Origin of the sequence: Streptomyces sp. R28, assembly GCF_041052385.1 — a bacterium.
Classification (GTDB): domain Bacteria; phylum Actinomycetota; class Actinomycetes; order Streptomycetales; family Streptomycetaceae; genus Streptomyces.
Genome location: NZ_CP163439.1, coordinates 3,519,067 through 3,533,330, shown reverse-complemented (window position 1 = coordinate 3,533,330; position 14,264 = coordinate 3,519,067). Strand labels below are relative to the sequence as shown.

General features: G+C 69.7%; 14 protein-coding genes and 1 pseudogene. 8 read left to right on the top strand and 7 right to left on the bottom strand.

Annotation, left to right across the window (positions count from 1 at the left end):
• The first annotated feature begins 98 nt into the window (after window positions 1-98).
• Window positions 99-1,481: a glycine--tRNA ligase gene (locus AB5J49_RS15585; protein WP_369169234.1), complete on the top strand. Its 1,383-nt coding sequence runs from the start codon at window positions 99-101 to the stop codon at window positions 1,479-1,481.
• 119 nt (window positions 1,482-1,600) lie between these two features.
• Here the strand turns inward: AB5J49_RS15585 and AB5J49_RS15580 are convergent, their stop codons facing one another.
• Window positions 1,601-2,707 carry an endonuclease/exonuclease/phosphatase family protein gene (locus AB5J49_RS15580; RefSeq protein ID WP_369169233.1) on the bottom strand — a complete coding sequence of 369 codons (1,107 nt, stop codon included), beginning with the start codon at window positions 2,705-2,707 and terminating at the stop codon, window positions 1,601-1,603.
• A gap of 192 nt (window positions 2,708-2,899) precedes the next feature.
• Between AB5J49_RS15580 and AB5J49_RS15575 the strand changes: the two genes are divergently transcribed.
• Window positions 2,900-3,511 carry a LysE family translocator gene (locus tag AB5J49_RS15575; RefSeq protein ID WP_369169232.1) on the top strand — a complete coding sequence of 204 codons (612 nt, stop codon included), beginning with the start codon at window positions 2,900-2,902 and terminating at the stop codon, window positions 3,509-3,511.
• Here AB5J49_RS15575 and AB5J49_RS15570 read toward each other — a convergent pair.
• Window positions 3,508-3,969: pseudogene (locus AB5J49_RS15570) on the bottom strand (serine hydrolase); the annotation flags it as partial. The gene AB5J49_RS15575 and the pseudogene AB5J49_RS15570 overlap by 4 nt on opposite strands.
• 20 nt (window positions 3,970-3,989) lie before the next feature.
• Here AB5J49_RS15570 and AB5J49_RS15565 point away from each other — a divergent pair.
• Complete coding sequence (locus AB5J49_RS15565; RefSeq protein ID WP_369169231.1) at window positions 3,990-4,361, top strand: serine hydrolase; 372 nt, start codon at window positions 3,990-3,992, stop codon at window positions 4,359-4,361.
• Between the two features lie 22 nt (window positions 4,362-4,383).
• On the opposite strand, the gene AB5J49_RS15560 is transcribed toward AB5J49_RS15565, so the two are convergent.
• Complete coding sequence (locus AB5J49_RS15560; protein ID WP_369169230.1) at window positions 4,384-5,436, bottom strand: chitinase; 1,053 nt, start codon at window positions 5,434-5,436, stop codon at window positions 4,384-4,386.
• A gap of 172 nt (window positions 5,437-5,608) precedes the next feature.
• Between AB5J49_RS15560 and AB5J49_RS15555 the strand changes: the two genes are divergently transcribed.
• Window positions 5,609-6,634, top strand: coding sequence for an aldo/keto reductase (locus AB5J49_RS15555; RefSeq protein WP_369169229.1), 1,026 nt, complete (start codon window positions 5,609-5,611; stop codon window positions 6,632-6,634).
• Window positions 6,635-6,659: 25 nt separating this feature from the next.
• Window positions 6,660-7,256, top strand: a complete 597-nt coding sequence (locus AB5J49_RS15550; protein WP_369169228.1) for a TetR family transcriptional regulator — start codon at window positions 6,660-6,662, stop codon at window positions 7,254-7,256.
• A 4-nt stretch (window positions 7,257-7,260) separates the two neighbouring features.
• Here AB5J49_RS15550 and AB5J49_RS15545 read toward each other — a convergent pair whose 3' ends face one another.
• From AB5J49_RS15545 to AB5J49_RS15535, 3 genes are all read right to left on the bottom strand, one after another.
• Entirely contained in the window at window positions 7,261-7,884 is a 624-nt protein-coding gene (locus AB5J49_RS15545; protein WP_369169227.1) for a GNAT family N-acetyltransferase, read from the bottom strand.
• Entirely contained in the window at window positions 7,881-8,099 is a 219-nt protein-coding gene (locus AB5J49_RS15540) for a hypothetical protein (RefSeq protein WP_369169226.1), read from the bottom strand. Before AB5J49_RS15540 ends, AB5J49_RS15545 begins: the two co-directional genes overlap by 4 nt.
• Before the next feature lie 143 nt (window positions 8,100-8,242).
• Window positions 8,243-9,673: an MFS transporter gene (locus AB5J49_RS15535; protein ID WP_369169225.1), complete on the bottom strand. Its 1,431-nt coding sequence runs from the start codon at window positions 9,671-9,673 to the stop codon at window positions 8,243-8,245.
• A gap of 101 nt (window positions 9,674-9,774) precedes the next feature.
• Here AB5J49_RS15535 and AB5J49_RS15530 point away from each other — a divergent pair, with 101 nt between their 5' ends.
• Both AB5J49_RS15530 and AB5J49_RS15525 read left to right on the top strand, forming a co-directional pair.
• Window positions 9,775-10,689 carry a helix-turn-helix transcriptional regulator gene (locus tag AB5J49_RS15530; RefSeq protein ID WP_369169224.1) on the top strand — a complete coding sequence of 305 codons (915 nt, stop codon included), beginning with the start codon at window positions 9,775-9,777 and terminating at the stop codon, window positions 10,687-10,689.
• Window positions 10,690-11,101: 412 nt separating this feature from the next.
• Entirely contained in the window at window positions 11,102-11,353 is a 252-nt protein-coding gene (locus AB5J49_RS15525) for a hypothetical protein (protein ID WP_369169223.1), read from the top strand.
• Window positions 11,354-11,359: 6 nt separating this feature from the next.
• Here the strand turns inward: AB5J49_RS15525 and AB5J49_RS15520 are convergent, their stop codons facing one another.
• Window positions 11,360-12,805 (bottom strand): MFS transporter, encoded by a 1,446-nt coding sequence (locus tag AB5J49_RS15520; RefSeq protein ID WP_369169222.1) that lies wholly within the window; start codon window positions 12,803-12,805, stop codon window positions 11,360-11,362.
• Window positions 12,806-12,875: 70 nt separating this feature from the next.
• Between AB5J49_RS15520 and dusB the strand changes: the two genes are divergently transcribed.
• Complete coding sequence (dusB, locus tag AB5J49_RS15515; protein WP_369175144.1) at window positions 12,876-14,024, top strand: tRNA dihydrouridine synthase DusB; 1,149 nt, start codon at window positions 12,876-12,878, stop codon at window positions 14,022-14,024.
• Window positions 14,025-14,264 lie beyond the last annotated feature (240 nt).

The window sequence follows — 14,264 nt, the reverse complement described above, 5'->3', positions numbered from 1 at the left end:
CTACCGATTTGGTTGAGGGGGAGGACCCGCCGGTACCCTGAAGCATTCGCTGTGAAGCGCCTCGCTTCGTCGCCCGTCGTCGTAATGAAGAGAGCACCGTGGCCGCCGACAAGATCGACACCATCGTCAGCCTGAGCAAGCGCCGTGGCTTCGTATTCCCCTGCAGTGAGATCTACGGCGGCCAGCGCGCCGCCTGGGACTACGGACCGCTGGGTGTCGAGCTCAAGGAGAACCTGAAGCGCCAGTGGTGGCGTTACATGGTGACGTCGCGCGAGGACGTGGTCGGTATCGACTCGTCCGTGATCCTGGCCCCCGAGGTCTGGGTCGCCTCCGGCCACGTCGCCACCTTCACGGACCCGTTGACCGAGTGCACCTCCTGCCACAAGCGGTTCCGCGCCGACCACTTGGAGGAGGCCTACGAGGCGAAGAAGGGCCACCTCCCGGAGAACGGCCTCGCGGATGTGAACTGCCCGAACTGCGGCAACAAGGGCCAGTTCACCGAGCCCAAGCAGTTCTCGGGTCTGCTGTCGACGCACCTCGGCCCGACCCAGGACTCCGGCTCGATCGCTTACCTGCGCCCCGAGACCGCTCAGGGAATCTTCACCAACTTCGCCCAGGTGCAGACGACTTCGCGTCGCAAGCCGCCGTTCGGCATCGCGCAGATGGGCAAGTCCTTCCGCAACGAGATCACGCCCGGCAACTTCATCTTCCGCACCCGCGAGTTCGAGCAGATGGAGATGGAGTTCTTCGTCAAGCCGGGCGAGGACGAGACGTGGCAGGAGTACTGGATGGAGCAGCGCTGGAACTGGTACACCGGCCTGGGCCTGCGCGAGGAGAACATGCGGTGGTACGAGCACCCCAAGGAGAAGCTCTCCCACTACTCCAAGCGCACCGCTGACATCGAGTACCGCTTCCAGTTCGGCGGCAACGAGTGGGGCGAGCTGGAGGGTGTCGCCAACCGCACCGACTACGACCTCGGCGCGCACTCCAAGGCCTCCGGCCAGGACCTCTCCTACTTCGACCAGGAGGCCGGCGAGCGCTGGACGCCGTACGTCATCGAGCCGGCGGCCGGTGTCGGCCGCGCGATGCTGGCGTTCCTGCTCGACGCCTACGTCGAGGACGAGGCGCCGAACGCCAAGGGCAAGATGGAGAAGCGCACGGTGCTGCGCCTCGACCACCGCCTGGCTCCGGTGAAGGTCGCGGTGCTTCCCCTTTCGAGGAACCCCGAGCTGTCCCCGAAGGCCAAGGGCCTCGCGCAGGCGCTGCGGCAGAACTGGAACATCGAGTTCGACGACGCGGGCGCGATCGGTCGCCGTTACCGCCGCCAGGACGAGATCGGTACGCCGTACTGCGTGACGGTCGACTTCGACACGCTTGAGGACAACGCGGTGACGGTTCGTGAGCGGGACTCCATGAAGCAGGAGCGGGTGTCGCTGGACCAGATCGAGGGCTACCTGGCCGGGCGTCTGGTCGGCTGCTAATTGAGTGACGGCCCGGCGGGCAGCGTCTGCCTGGCTTGTGTGAGCTGCCGGGTGCGCGTTGTCCGTGGCTTTTCGCGCAGTTCCCCGCGCCCCTGAGGGGGTGGCGGGGAACCTGCGTTTTAGAGGTCCAGGTCTGTGTAGAGGGCCGCGTGGTCGGAGGCTGCGTCGGCCCTGGTCTTCACCGTGTCGAAGTGGTCGATGCCCTTCGCGGAGATTCCGCGGGTTTCGAGGCCGACCTGCTGTACTTTCGGCCACATCGGGGGCGGCAGCATGACGTAGTCGATCTTGTCCCCCTCGTTCTTGCACGTCCCGTGCGTGCCGGAGAGCTTTCCGTGATAGGCGGGGTGGTCCATCACGTCGCGCAGGTCGGTGTCCCGCAGTACCGCGACGGCTTCACTGTCGGGGTTGTCGTTGAGGTCCCCGGCGACGACGACGTGCGGGGTGCGTTCCTGCGCGGCCCGGTAGATCTCCGCGACGCGCTTCGCCTGGGCGAGGCGCAGGTCCGGGTTGTCGTCGGCCTTGCTCTTCAGGTGGTTGCCGAGGACCACGAGCGGCGTGTCGTCCAACTCGATCTCGAACTCCGGGCAGTCACGGCTGAACAGGCGCCTGTCGGCGCGTGCCGGGTTGGTGTCGAAGACGTGGGACCGGACGGTCGTGATCGGATGGCGGCTGAGGATACCGATGTCGATGCCGCGGGGGTCGTTCCCGTCGATCAGCATGCTGTAGGGGTACGGCCGCCTGCCCAGCGCCTTGCCCAGGACCTGGGTGTTGAAGCGCTCCAGGGTGAGCCGGTCCTCGACCTCCACGGTGAGCAGGACGTCGGCGTCGACCTCGGCGACGACCCGGCCGGTGTTGTGCACGGCGGCCCAGTCGAGGTTGTCGCGGACGAGTTCCACCCAGCCCGTCCACGCCGCGCGGCCCGTCGCCTTGATGTCGATGGCGGTGGAGTTCCCCTGGGGCCGGGGGTTGAACAGCGTGTGCTGGCCGCGGGTCTCGTTGACGACGAACTGCCGTGTGCTGTCCTTGTCGCCCTTGTAGATGCCGTGCTTCCTGATGAGCTCGGCGATCCGGTCCTTGTCGGCCGCGTAGCTCTCCTTCTCCAGAAGGGAGACCAACTCGGCGTAGTCCTCCAGGACTTCCTGCCGCTCCTTGTGGTCCGTCATTCCGAAGACCTGCGGGCGGCGGAAGAGGTTCTCGGTGTTGAAGGTGGCGATACGGACGGCCATGGCACGCCTCCTCGGGCGGCGCGGAGCTACCGGGGCCGACGGCAGGCGCCGCCCGGGGTGACTGCGCCGACATCTCCATTCTCCGAGCAGATGTGAACCGTGTCGAACGGAGCGGCGGCTGCTCATTGGCCCTGTTGCGCGGTGGGCGATTGGCCCTGTATCCCGGGTCGCGGCGACGACAGGGTGGCCCGCATGAGCATCGCGTTTCTGCTGACCACCCTCGTCGTGGTCGCCACCCCCGGCACCGGCGTCGTCTACACCCTGGCCGCCGGACTGTCCCGCGGCCCTCGCGCGGCCGTCGTCGCCGCCTTCGCGTGCACGCTCGGGATCGTGCCGCACATGCTGGCCACCGTCACCGGAGTCGCCGCCCTGCTGCACACGAGCGCGACGGCCTTCCAGATCCTCAAGTACGCCGGTGTCGCCTACCTCTTGTACATGGCGTGGGCGACGCTCAAGGACAAGGAGGCCATCGCGCTGGACGAAGGTGCCGCGCCGCTATCCTCGGGGCGCGTGATCGTGCGGGGCGTACTGATCAACATCCTCAACCCGAAGCTGACGATCTTCTTCTTCGCGTTCCTGCCCCAGTTCGTGGACCCGGGCGAGGCGAACGCCCTGCCGCGGATGCTGGCGCTCAGCGCGGTGTTCATGCTGGTGACCTTCGCGGTCTTCGCGGCGTACGGCGTCCTCGCGGCCTCCGTGCGCAGCCACGTCACCTCCCGGCCCCGGGTGATGACGTGGCTGCGGCGGAGCTTCGCCGGATCGTTCGTGGCACTGGGGGCGAAGCTGGCGGTGACCGCCCGCTAGCTGTGGACCCACCTCGACCGGAGTTCGTCGCGCAGGCGCCGGGCGACCTGGCCCATGAGGGCGTCGGCGCCCGGCTGCCGGCCGGCGGCCACCCGGGACTCGGTCAGGACGGCTACCGCGTAGCTCTGGCCGTCGGCGTGTTCGACGACGCCGACCTCGTGGCGCAGGTTGAGCAGCATGCCGGTTTTGGACGACCACGTGGAGGCGTCGGAGTCGAAGTCCGGGGCGAGGCGGTTGCGTACGAGGTTGTTGGCCATGAAGCCGCGTACTCGGGCCGCGACGTCGGGGTGGATCGCTGAGGGCTGCCACAGGGCCTGAAGGAGGTCGACGAAGGCCCGTGCCGTCCCGGTGTTGGCGCGTGAGATGTCGAGCTGCGGCACCCGGTGGCCGCGGCCCGGGGTGCCGGCGTCGATCGCGAGGGCGTGCGCGAGGTGCACGTCCGCCGGGTCGAAACGCTCTGGACCGGTACGAGCCGGACATGAGCGAAGGCAAGCCGGGCGACATCCGCGACACGAGCACACCGCGCGCGATGGCGGGGAGCCTGCGGGCCTTCCTGCTCGGCGACGCCCTGAAGCGGGACGAACGCGAGCTGCTCCGGCGGTGGATGACGACGAACATGACCGGTCACACCCTCATCAGGGCGGGCGTCCCCGACAGCTGGGAGGTCGCCGACAAGAGCGGCACCGCCGGATACGGCGGACGCAACAACATCGCCGTACTGTGGCCGGACGACGGGGGCAACCCCATCGTCATGGCGGTCATGTCCACCCGCGGTGAGCAGGGCGCCGAACGCCGCGACGCCCTGCTCGCGAAGGCCGCCACCGTGGCGGTCGAGGGCCTTGGCCGCTAGGTCCAGCCCTGTCCCTCGTCGCTCAACGCCCTTGCAGTGACTTCACGTTGTCGCCGAACGTCCAGTCCTTCGAGCCGTCCCAGTTGATCGACCACGTCATCAGCCCCTTGAGCGAGGTGCCGTAGTGCCGCCAGGCCTGGGCGACGAGGGACGGGGACAGGTAGCCGCCGCCCGCGCCCGACTGCGCGGGCAGGCCCGGTACCTGCTTGTCGTACGGCACCTTGACGGTCGTACCCTGCACGACCAGGCCCTTGTCGAGGCAGTCGGTCTGGGCGACGAAGCCCTCGACGGTGCCGGCGGAGTAGGAGTCGCCGGAGCAGCCGTACATGCTGCCGTTGTAGTACTGCATGTTCAGCCACCACAGGCGGCCGTTGTCGGCGTACTTCTTGATGACGGGGAGATACGCGCCCCAGATCGAGCCGTAGACCACGCTGCCCCCGGTGACGTACGCCGTCTCCGGGGCCATCGTCAGGCCGAAGCCGGCCGGCATCTGCGCCAGGACGCCGTCGATGATGCGGATCAAGTTGGCCTGCGATGTGGACAGTTGGGTGATGCTGCCGCTGCCGACCAGGCCCGTCTCGATGTCTATGTCGATGCCGTCGAAGTTGTATTTCTTCAGGATCGGGACGATCGTCGCGACGAAGCGGTCCGCGACGGCGGTCGAGCTGAGGTCGATGCCGGCCGCCGCGCCGCCGATCGACAGCAGGATCGTCCGGCCCGACGCCTTCGCCGCGCACATCTCCGCGGGCGTGGCCACCTTCACGCCCGCGTCCATGCCGTCCTCCCAGAGCGCGGTGCCGTCGGAGCGGATCACCGGGAAGGCCGCGTTGATCACGTTGTAGCCGTGCGCGGCGATACGGGAGTCGGTGATCGGGGTCCAGCCGAAGGGCGGGTGGACCCCGTTGGCGGCGCCGTCCCAGTTCTCCCAGTAGCCCTGAAGGACCTTGCCGGACGGCTTCGGCTTGATCGCGCAGATGTCGGCTGCGGAGGCGGAGGCGGTGGCGGCGACGGGCAGTTGAGCGAGGCAGGCGGTCGTCAGTGCGGCGGTGAGCAGGCGCAGGGCGCGGCGGAGCATGCGGGCCTCCCGGTGGGGGTGCGGTGAGGTGTCGTAGGCATGACAGTGCTCGTGGTCCAGACCTTTAGTCAATAGGTCTGGACCATTCTGATGCAGCGCCTGGCAGGTGCGGAATGACAGGTATGGAATGACAGATATTGAAATCTGTCAGCTGTCATGTCACAGTGCATGCATGACCAAGACGCAGACCCGCACCCTCGGAACCACCGGCCCCCAGGTCTCCGCCCTCGGCCTCGGCTGCATGGGCATGTCCGGCATGTACGGCGAGGCGGACCGTGCCGAGTCCGTCGCCACCATCCACGCCGCCCTGGAAGCGGGCGTGACCCTGCTCGACACCGGCGACTTCTACGGCATGGGCCACAACGAACTGCTGATCAACGAGGCCCTGCGCACCGCCCCGGCCGCCCTGCGCGAGAACGCGCTGCTCAGCGTCAAGTTCGGCGCCCAGCGCGGCCCGGACGGCGACTGGTACGGCTTCGACGGGAGCCCGGCCGCCGTGAAGACCTTCGCCGCGTACTCACTCCAGCGCCTCGGCGTCGACCACATCGATGTCTACCGCCCCGCCCGGCTCGACCCGGACGTGCCGATCGAGGAGACCGTGGGCGCGATCGCGGAACTGGTCGAGAAGGGATACGTCCGCCACATCGGGCTCAGCGAGGTCGGCGCGGACACCATCCGCCGGGCCGCCGCCACCGCTCCGATCGCCGACCTCCAGATCGAGTACGCGCTCATCTCCCGCGGCCCCGAGCGGGAGATCCTGCCCACCCTGCGCGAGCTGGGCATCGCCGTCACCGCGTACGGCGTGCTCTCCCGCGGGCTGATCTCGGGCCATGTCATGGCCGGCCAGGAGTACGCGGCGACCGACTTCCGCGCCCACTCGCCCCGCTTCCAGGGCGAGAACCTCCGGCACAACCTCACCCTGGTCGAGTCCCTGCGCAAGATCGCCGAGCAGAAGGGCGTCTCCGTCGCCCAGGTCGCCATCGCCTGGGTGATCGCGCAGGGCCCGCGGCACGATACGGACATCGTGCCGCTGGTCGGCGCCCGTACCCGTGAGCGGCTCGGCGAGGCTCTGGGTGCCCTGGACGTGAGCCTGGACGCGGCCGACCTCGCCGCCATCGAGGCCGCCGTACCGGCGGACGCGGCGGCCGGCGAGCGGTACGCCCCGGCCCAGATGGCCATGCTCGACAGCGAACGCTGATCGCGGTGCCGGGTACCGTCTAGGCATGCCTCCGACCAGCGAGACCCTGACCGCCGAGCGCATCCTCGAAGCTACCGAGGAGGTGCTGCGCCGCCACGGACCGGCCAAGGCCACCGTGGTCGACGTGGCCCGCGCGCTCGGCGTCAGCCATGGCAGCGTCTACCGGCACTTCCGTACGAAGGCGGCGTTGCGGGAGGCGGTGACCAAGAGGTGGCTGGACCGGATGTTCGAGTCCCTCTCCGGGATCGTCGGCGCCGAGGACCTCGACCCGGAGTCACGCCTGCGCGCCTGGTTCGAGGACCTGTTCGCCGCCAAGCGCCGCAAGGCGGGCGACGACCCCGAACTGTTCGCCACCTTCTCGGTGCTGGCTGCCGAGAGCGGCGGGGTGGTCGCTGAGCACATCGCCGACCTGACCGGCCAGCTGACCCGGATCGTCCGGGCGGGCGTCGACGCGGGCACCTTCAGCGCCGCCGACCCCGCGACCACCGCCCGCGCCCTCTTCCAGGCCACGGGCCGCTTCCACGACCCGTTCTATGCGCGTGAGTGGCGACAGCCCGGTGTGGAGGGCGAGTTGGCGGCGGTCGTGGACCTGCTGGTGAGCGGGCTGCGGGCCCGCGGCTGAGCCGTCACAGGATGTCGAGGTCCTTCGTCGTACGCCCGAGGTAGGTGACCGGTCCGGGATCGGGGACGGCGATCTCGTGGAACCCCAGACGGTCGTAGAAGGCCCTGGCCGGGGTGTTGGCCGTGACCATGGAGAGGTGGACGGCGGGGACTGCCTTGTCCTGAAGGGCCTGCAACAGGGTGCGCATCAGGGCGCGGCCGTGCCCCCGGCCCTGCCAGTCGGGGAGCAGGTCGATGTGCAGGTGGGCCGGGTAGGCGGCGACCTCCGGGACGAGCATGCGCTCCGGGTGGTGCAGGAGCCGGATCATCGCCTCGTCCGGGGTGCTCGGGGGCCCGGACGGGTCGGGGTAGCGCTCGGCTGCCCGCGGGAGCCACTCGGTGCGGAAGTCCTCGACGAAGCGTGGCGTGTCCGCGGCGCCGAGGACGTAGCCGACCGCCCTGCCCGCGCCGTCGTCCAGGACGAAGGCGAGGTCCGGTTCGAGGACGACGTACGGGGTCGCGAAGGTCGTCGGGAAGATACCGGGGTCTTTGTAGTGCGGACGGCTGTCGCCACCCTCGTGTGCCGTGCGGACGCAGATGTCCTCGACGGCCTCCCGGTCCTCGGGCCGGTACCGGCGGATGCCCGTCATCGGCCCGACTGCGCTTCCGTCGGATCCACAGTCGCCTGGTGCGCCTCCGCCAGGTGTTCCTCCGCCTTCAGCCAGGGCAGGAACTGCGCGCCCTGGCGCCAGCCGCAGGTGTCACATCTGATCGTGCGCTGCGTGCCCTTGCGCTGTACCCGTACGACGTGCTCGCGTCCGTGGTGGTCCCAGCGGCTCACCTTGCTCGTGTTGATCTCCAGCATGACGCCTCCAGCGTCCGAGGACATCGAGTCCGCGTGCGCGGCCCTGAGTGGCGTGCGCAGCAAGGAGTGTGCAGCAAGACCAACATCAACAGGGACTCCTTCCCGGCGAGTTGACCAACCTGTGGCCACACCCTCACATGTCCTCAGCCGATCGTGCGCGGCAGACGCAGGCTGAGCAGCCCCGTCAGCGCCACTCCGGCCAGCTGGACCAGGAGCGTGGTGACCAGCGCGTCCCGCATGCCCACCGCGGCGATGAGGGAGAGGAAGAGCGTGCCCAGCGTCGCCACACCCAGGGCCAGCGACGACTGCTGGGTCGTGATCATCACCCCGCTGCCCACGCCCGCCCGCGCCGACGGCACCTCGGAGAGGACGATCCGGAAGATGACAGGGAGTTGGAGGGCCTGGCCCGCGCCGGCGATCGCCGCCCCGGGGAGCAGTTCGACGAGGCCGAGGTCCGGCCAGGAGCGCCAGGCGGCCAGCGCCATCAGGGCCACGCCCACCGCCTGGATCGCCGCACCGGCGGTCACGACCCGGGTGCCGTAGCGGGCCACCAGCCGCGGACCGGCCAGCGAGACGAAGAAGAACACCACCGCCATGGGGGCGAGCGCCAGCCCCGCCGCGACCGGGCTCCGGCCCGCGCCCTGCTGCAACGCCACCGCGATCACGAACATGAAGCCGCTGAAGCCGATCGAGAACGGCACGATCATCACCAGACCGCGCCGCAAAGACGTGAGCTCGAACAGGCTCGGCGGCACGAGCGGCGTACGCCCCTGACGGTCCGCCCTGCGCTCCACCGCGTAGAACGCCCACGCCGCGAACGGGAACGCCGCCAGCGACAGCCACGTCCACAGCGGCCAGCCCGCCGCCCGGCCCTCGGTGAGCGGGGCCAGGAGCGCGAGGAGGGAGACGGCGAGCAGGACCGTGCCGGGTCCGTCGATCGGCTCGGGGCGCGGGGAGCGGGTCTCCGGGACCGCGCGGGCGGCCAGGAAAAGGCCGACGAGGACGACGGGGACGTTCACGAGGAAGACGGAACGCCAGCCGGTCCCCGCGATGTCGGCGGCGACGAGGACCCCGCCCAGGATCTGGCCCGCCACCATGGACAGTCCGGCCGTCGCGCCGTACAGCCCCATGGCCTTCGCGCGCCGCGGACCGCTGGTGGCCGCCTGGATCGTGGCGAGCACCTGCGGCAGCATCGCCGCCGACGCCGCGCCCTGCGCGACCCGCGCCGCGACGAGGGTCCACGCGCTGGGCGCGAGCCCGCACGCCAGCGAGGTCAGCCCGAACGCCGCCATGCCGCCGATGAAGAGCCGACGTCGGCCGAACAGGTCACCGAGCCGTCCGCCCAGGACGAGCAGCACGGCGTACGCCAACCCGTAGCCGGCGACGACGAGTTCGAGCACCGACTCGCTCGCCGCGAGGTCGTGGCCGATGGAAGGCAGGGCGACGTTGACGATGAAGAAGTCGATGAGGGGGAGTGCCGCGCCCAGCAGTACCGTGAAGAGCCCGAGGCCACCGAGTACGGGTGGCGCCGCGGCGGCGTGGGCGGCCTTGTGTGAAGTGATGGTTTCAGTCACGGTCACGAGCCTGCGCCCGCTGCGAGACTGGTACCAGAGTGTTCTTATCCTGGTAGCGGAAGCACCTGGAAACAGGGTCGGGACGGCGGCAGGCTGGAGGCATGACGACCATGGCCCGGGAGACGACGACCTTGGCTCAGCAGACGGCGACCGAAGCCCCTCGCGGTACGGCCGCGTCGGAGATCCGGCGCCACGAACTCGCCGCCTTCCTACGCCACCGCCGCGAGCACATCACCCCCGAGCAGGTCGGCCTGCCCCGCGGCCGCCGACGCCGCACACCGGGCCTGCGCCGCGAGGAGGTCGCCCAGCTCGCGGCCGTCGGCGTCACCTGGTACACGTGGCTCGAACAGGCTCGGGACATCCAGGTCTCCGTCCAGGTCCTCGACGCCCTCGCCCGCACGCTGATGCTCGACCCCAGCGAGCGTTCCCACCTCTTCCAGCTGGCCGGCGCGGTCGACCCGACACCTGCGACGACCTGTCCTTCGGTGACCCCCGCGATGCGGGCCGTCCTGGAGCAACTGGAGCCGTACCCGGCCTGTCTGCAGAACAGCCGCTACGACATCCTCGCCTACAACCGCACCTACGGGCTGCTGCTGTGCGACCTGGAGGCGGTGCCGCCCGAGGACCGCAACTGCATGATCCTGTCGTACAGCCACGACGAGTGGCGCTCGTCGATCGTGCACCTGGAGGAGACCCAGCGACTCATGGCCGCCCGCTTCCGCGCCGCGATGGCCGGCCACCTGGCCGAGCCCGCCTGGAAGATGCTCCTGAAGAGACTGCGCGCGGAGTCCCCGGAGTTCTGCGCGGCGTGGGACCGGCATGAGGTGGTGGCTCACCGGAGCAAGCGGAAGGAGTTCCTCAACCGGCATGTGGGGCGGGTCGTGGTGGACCACACCGACCTGTGGCTGAGCCCGGACGTGGGGCCGCGGATGGTCACCTATGTGCCGGCGGACGAGGAGTCGGCTGAGCGCCTGAGGACGCTGCACGCGATCGCGTCGGAGCGGACGGCGGCCTGAGCTACCGCAGCTGTCAAAGGCCCCTCAACCAGCCGTAGTTGAGGGTCCTTTCGCATGTGTTGCGGTACTTGGCGCTGTGCTACCTTGCTGTTCAGCAGGACGGCCGGGAAACACTACGGCCGCGTGTCTGAACCTGCTTCGTCCGGTGCACAGCCCAACCGGACGAGATCTAGGGGGAGTTTCTCGCGAAGTGCGGGAGAATCGATCACCAACAGCACGGAAGTTCCACCGGGCCCATGGCCCGTTTTGAGGACTGACGCACAGGGCTGGTGCGACAGAACTCGACCAACTCCTTGAGAGGACCGCGCCCAGTGGCGCGGCACGGGGCGAGGAGTACACGTCATCTGCATGCGCAGGTGGCTGGTCGAGGCTGTCGCGCGCTCACCGGCCACCTTCAGAAGAAGGAGCAACGGTGAGCGCCAATCAGAAGAGGCTCATCGCTTTCGCGTTCAGTGTCCTGATCTCCCTCGTCCTGGGGTTCGCCGCCGGCCTGACGGTGGCCGCGCTCGGCGCATCCCGCCTCGCGGCCGTCTCCGCCGGCGGAGGTGCCACGGTGGCGTTGCTGGCCATCGGCGTGGCCGTGATCGCTCTCTTCGACTTCACCGACGACAGGGGGACGCCCCCGGCCGGGCCTCAGCGCCGGACGGAGACGCCCACGACGTGACCGCGCTCAGCCGCGCACCCCCACGGCATCCCGCACCTCGCCCGCGTCCAGCCGCTCCGCGGTCCGCTCGGCGGTCCTGCGCGCCCAGCGTCCACTCGTCAGCGCGCCGATCCCGAGGACTGCGAGCCCGCACCCGGTGAGGATCCACCATCCGGGCACGGCGGCGGAGACGAACGCGTCCTTGTACGACGACGTCCCCACCCCGGAGGCCAGCACTGCGCCGATCACCGCCACGCCCAGCGTCTGTCCCAGCTGGCGACTGGTGGAGGCGACCGCCGCGGCGACCCCCGCCTGCGCCCGAGGCATCCCGGACACCGCCGTATTCGTGATCGGTGCGTTCACGAACCCGAAGCCGATGCCGAACAGCAGGTAGCCGAGGAACAAGGTGGTGTTCGACGTCTCGGCGTCGAACAGGGCGAACAGCGTGGAGCTGACGGTCATCGCGGAACCCGCGATCAGCAAGGAGACCCGCGGCCCCCGACTCCCCACCAGCCGCCCCGACAACGGTGCGCACAGGAACGTCGGCACCGCCATCGGCAGCATCCACAGCCCCGCGTGCAGGGCGTCCAGCCCGCGTACGTTCTGCAGGTACAGCGTCGACAGGAACAGGAACCCGCCCAGCGCCGCGAACGCGCCGATCGCGATCAGCGTGGCCCCGCTGAACGGCGCCGACCGGAAGAACCGCAGGTCGATGAGGGGTTCGGCGCGGCGCGGCTCGTACCACAGGAGGGTCAGGAGCGCCGAGAGGGCGATCGCCGCGAACGGCGAGACGGCTACGAACCCGGCGTTCGGCGCCTCGATGATCGCGTACGTCAGTGAGCCGAACAGCGCGATCACCAGGAGCTGGCCCACCGGGTCGAGGCGGCGGGCCTTGGGGGCGCGGGACTCAGGGACGTGGCGGAGGGTGAGCAGAAGGGCGGCGAGTCCCACCGGCAGGTTGACCCAGAAGATCGCGCGCCAGCCCACCGAGTCCACCAGCAGGCCGCCGACCAGCGGACCCGCGGCCATCGAGATGCCGACCACCGCACCCCACACGCCGATCGCCCGCGCCCGCTCGCGCGGATCCGTGAACGTGTTGGTGATGATCGACATCGCGACCGGGTTGAGCATCGAACCGCCCACCGCCTGCACCATCCGGAAGGCGATCAACGAGTCGAGGTTCGGCGCGACGGAGCACAGTGCCGAGCCGATGGTGAAGAGGACGAGGCCCGCCATGAAGACGCGCTTGCGGCCGACTCTGTCCGCCGTGGAGCCGGCCAGCATGAGCAGCGAGGCGAGGACGAGGGTGTACGCGTCGATCGTCCACTGCAGGCCCGACGTGCTGGCGCCGAGGTCCCGCTGCATGGCGGGCAGGGAGACGTTGAGGGCCGTGGTGTCGAGGCTCACGATCAGCAGGCTCATGCAGCAGATCGCGAGGACCAGCAGTCGGCGGCGAGGGCTGAGCTCCGGCATTCTTGAATAGTACGCCTAACTAATGAATTTCGCCGCAGTGCGTCCGGTGCGTGAGAATGGGGGGATGTCCATGACCGTCTCGCCCGTCGTCTCGCCCCTTCAGGTCGGTCCACACACCGTGCAGCCGCCTGTCGTCCTGGCCCCCATGGCCGGGATCACGAACGCGCCGTTCCGGACGCTGTGCCGTGAGTTCAGTGGAGGCAAGGGGTTGTTCGTCAGCGAGATGATCACGACCCGGGCGCTGGTCGAGCGCAACGAGAAGACCATGCAGCTGATTCACTTCGACGAGACTGAGAAGCCTCGTTCGATCCAGCTGTACGGGGTCGACCCTTCCACTGTCGGCAAGGCCGTCCGCATGATCGCGGAGGAGGGGCTGGCCGACCACATCGACCTGAACTTCGGGTGCCCGGTGCCGAAGGTAACGCGCAAGGGTGGCGGGTCCGCGCTGCCGTTCAAGCGGAATCTGCTGCGGGCGATTCTGCGGGAGGCGGTCAGCGGGGCGGGTGACCTGCCGGTCACGATGAAGATGCGCAAGGGCATCGACGACGATCACATCACCTACCTCGACGCGGGGCGGATCGCCGTCGAGGAGGGGGTGACGGCCATCGCGCTGCACGGCCGTACCGCCGCCCAGCACTACGGTGGCACGGCGGACTGGGACGCCATCGCGCGGCTGAAGGAGCATGTGCCGGAGATCCCGGTGCTCGGCAACGGCGACATCTGGTCGGCCGAGGACGCGGTGCGGATGGTGCGGGAGACCGGCTGCGACGGGGTGGTCGTCGGGCGCGGGTGCCTGGGGCGGCCGTGGCTGTTCTCGGATCTGGTCGCGGCGTTCGAGGGGCGGGCGGAAGACATCGCTCGGCCCGCGCTCCGTGAGGTCGCCGACGTCATGGTGCGGCACGCCACACTGCTCGGCGAGTGGATCGGCGACGAGGCGCGCGGTGTCATCGACTTCCGCAAGCACGTCGCCTGGTACCTGAAGGGCTTCGCGGTCGGCTCCGAGATGCGCAAGCGGCTGGCGATCACGTCGTCGCTGGCGGAACTCCGTTCCGGACTGGATGAGTTGGACCTGGATCAGCCTTGGCCGGCCGGGGCCGACGGGCCCCGTGGCCGTACGTCCGGCAACAACCGGGTGGTGCTGCCGGACGGGTGGCTGAAGGATCCGTACGACTGCGCGGGTGTGAGCGAGGACGCGGAGCTGGATACGTCCGGGGGCTGAGGGGGTGCGGGGTGCCTCCGGCGGTTGGGCGGGGGATGCCTGCGGCGGCCTGTGCGGGGGGACGGGTCCGCGTAGCGCCTGCGGGTGGGACGGGGAGCGCGTAGCGCCTGGGGGTGCGTTGTGGGTCGGGGCCGCGCCGGGGGGTGTCCGTCCTCGGCCCGGCGGTTGGGGTCGGATCACCGCCCCGAAGGCCGGCAAGGTGTCCCGGCCGGCCATCAACCCGATCCAGCAGGTGGAGGG

Excerpts from the sequence above, each read along its gene's own strand:
- AB5J49_RS15580 (WP_369169233.1), bottom strand. The coding sequence starts at position 2,707 with ATGGCCGTCCGTATCGCCACCTTCAACACCGAGAACCTCTTCCGCCGC.
- AB5J49_RS15530 (WP_369169224.1), top strand. The coding sequence starts at position 9,775 with ATGACGACCATGGCCCGGGAGACGACGACCTTGGCTCAGCAGACGGCG.
- AB5J49_RS15560 (WP_369169230.1), bottom strand. The coding sequence starts at position 5,436 with ATGCTCCGCCGCGCCCTGCGCCTGCTCACCGCCGCACTGACGACCGCC.
- AB5J49_RS15550 (WP_369169228.1), top strand. The coding sequence starts at position 6,660 with ATGCCTCCGACCAGCGAGACCCTGACCGCCGAGCGCATCCTCGAAGCT.
- AB5J49_RS15555 (WP_369169229.1), top strand. The coding sequence starts at position 5,609 with ATGACCAAGACGCAGACCCGCACCCTCGGAACCACCGGCCCCCAGGTC.
- AB5J49_RS15520 (WP_369169222.1), bottom strand. The coding sequence starts at position 12,805 with ATGCCGGAGCTCAGCCCTCGCCGCCGACTGCTGGTCCTCGCGATCTGC.
- AB5J49_RS15545 (WP_369169227.1), bottom strand. The coding sequence starts at position 7,884 with ATGACGGGCATCCGCCGGTACCGGCCCGAGGACCGGGAGGCCGTCGAG.
- AB5J49_RS15540 (WP_369169226.1), bottom strand. The coding sequence starts at position 8,099 with ATGCTGGAGATCAACACGAGCAAGGTGAGCCGCTGGGACCACCACGGA.
- AB5J49_RS15575 (WP_369169232.1), top strand. The coding sequence starts at position 2,900 with ATGAGCATCGCGTTTCTGCTGACCACCCTCGTCGTGGTCGCCACCCCC.
- dusB (WP_369175144.1), top strand. The coding sequence starts at position 12,876 with ATGACCGTCTCGCCCGTCGTCTCGCCCCTTCAGGTCGGTCCACACACC.
- AB5J49_RS15565 (WP_369169231.1), top strand. The coding sequence starts at position 3,990 with ATGAGCGAAGGCAAGCCGGGCGACATCCGCGACACGAGCACACCGCGC.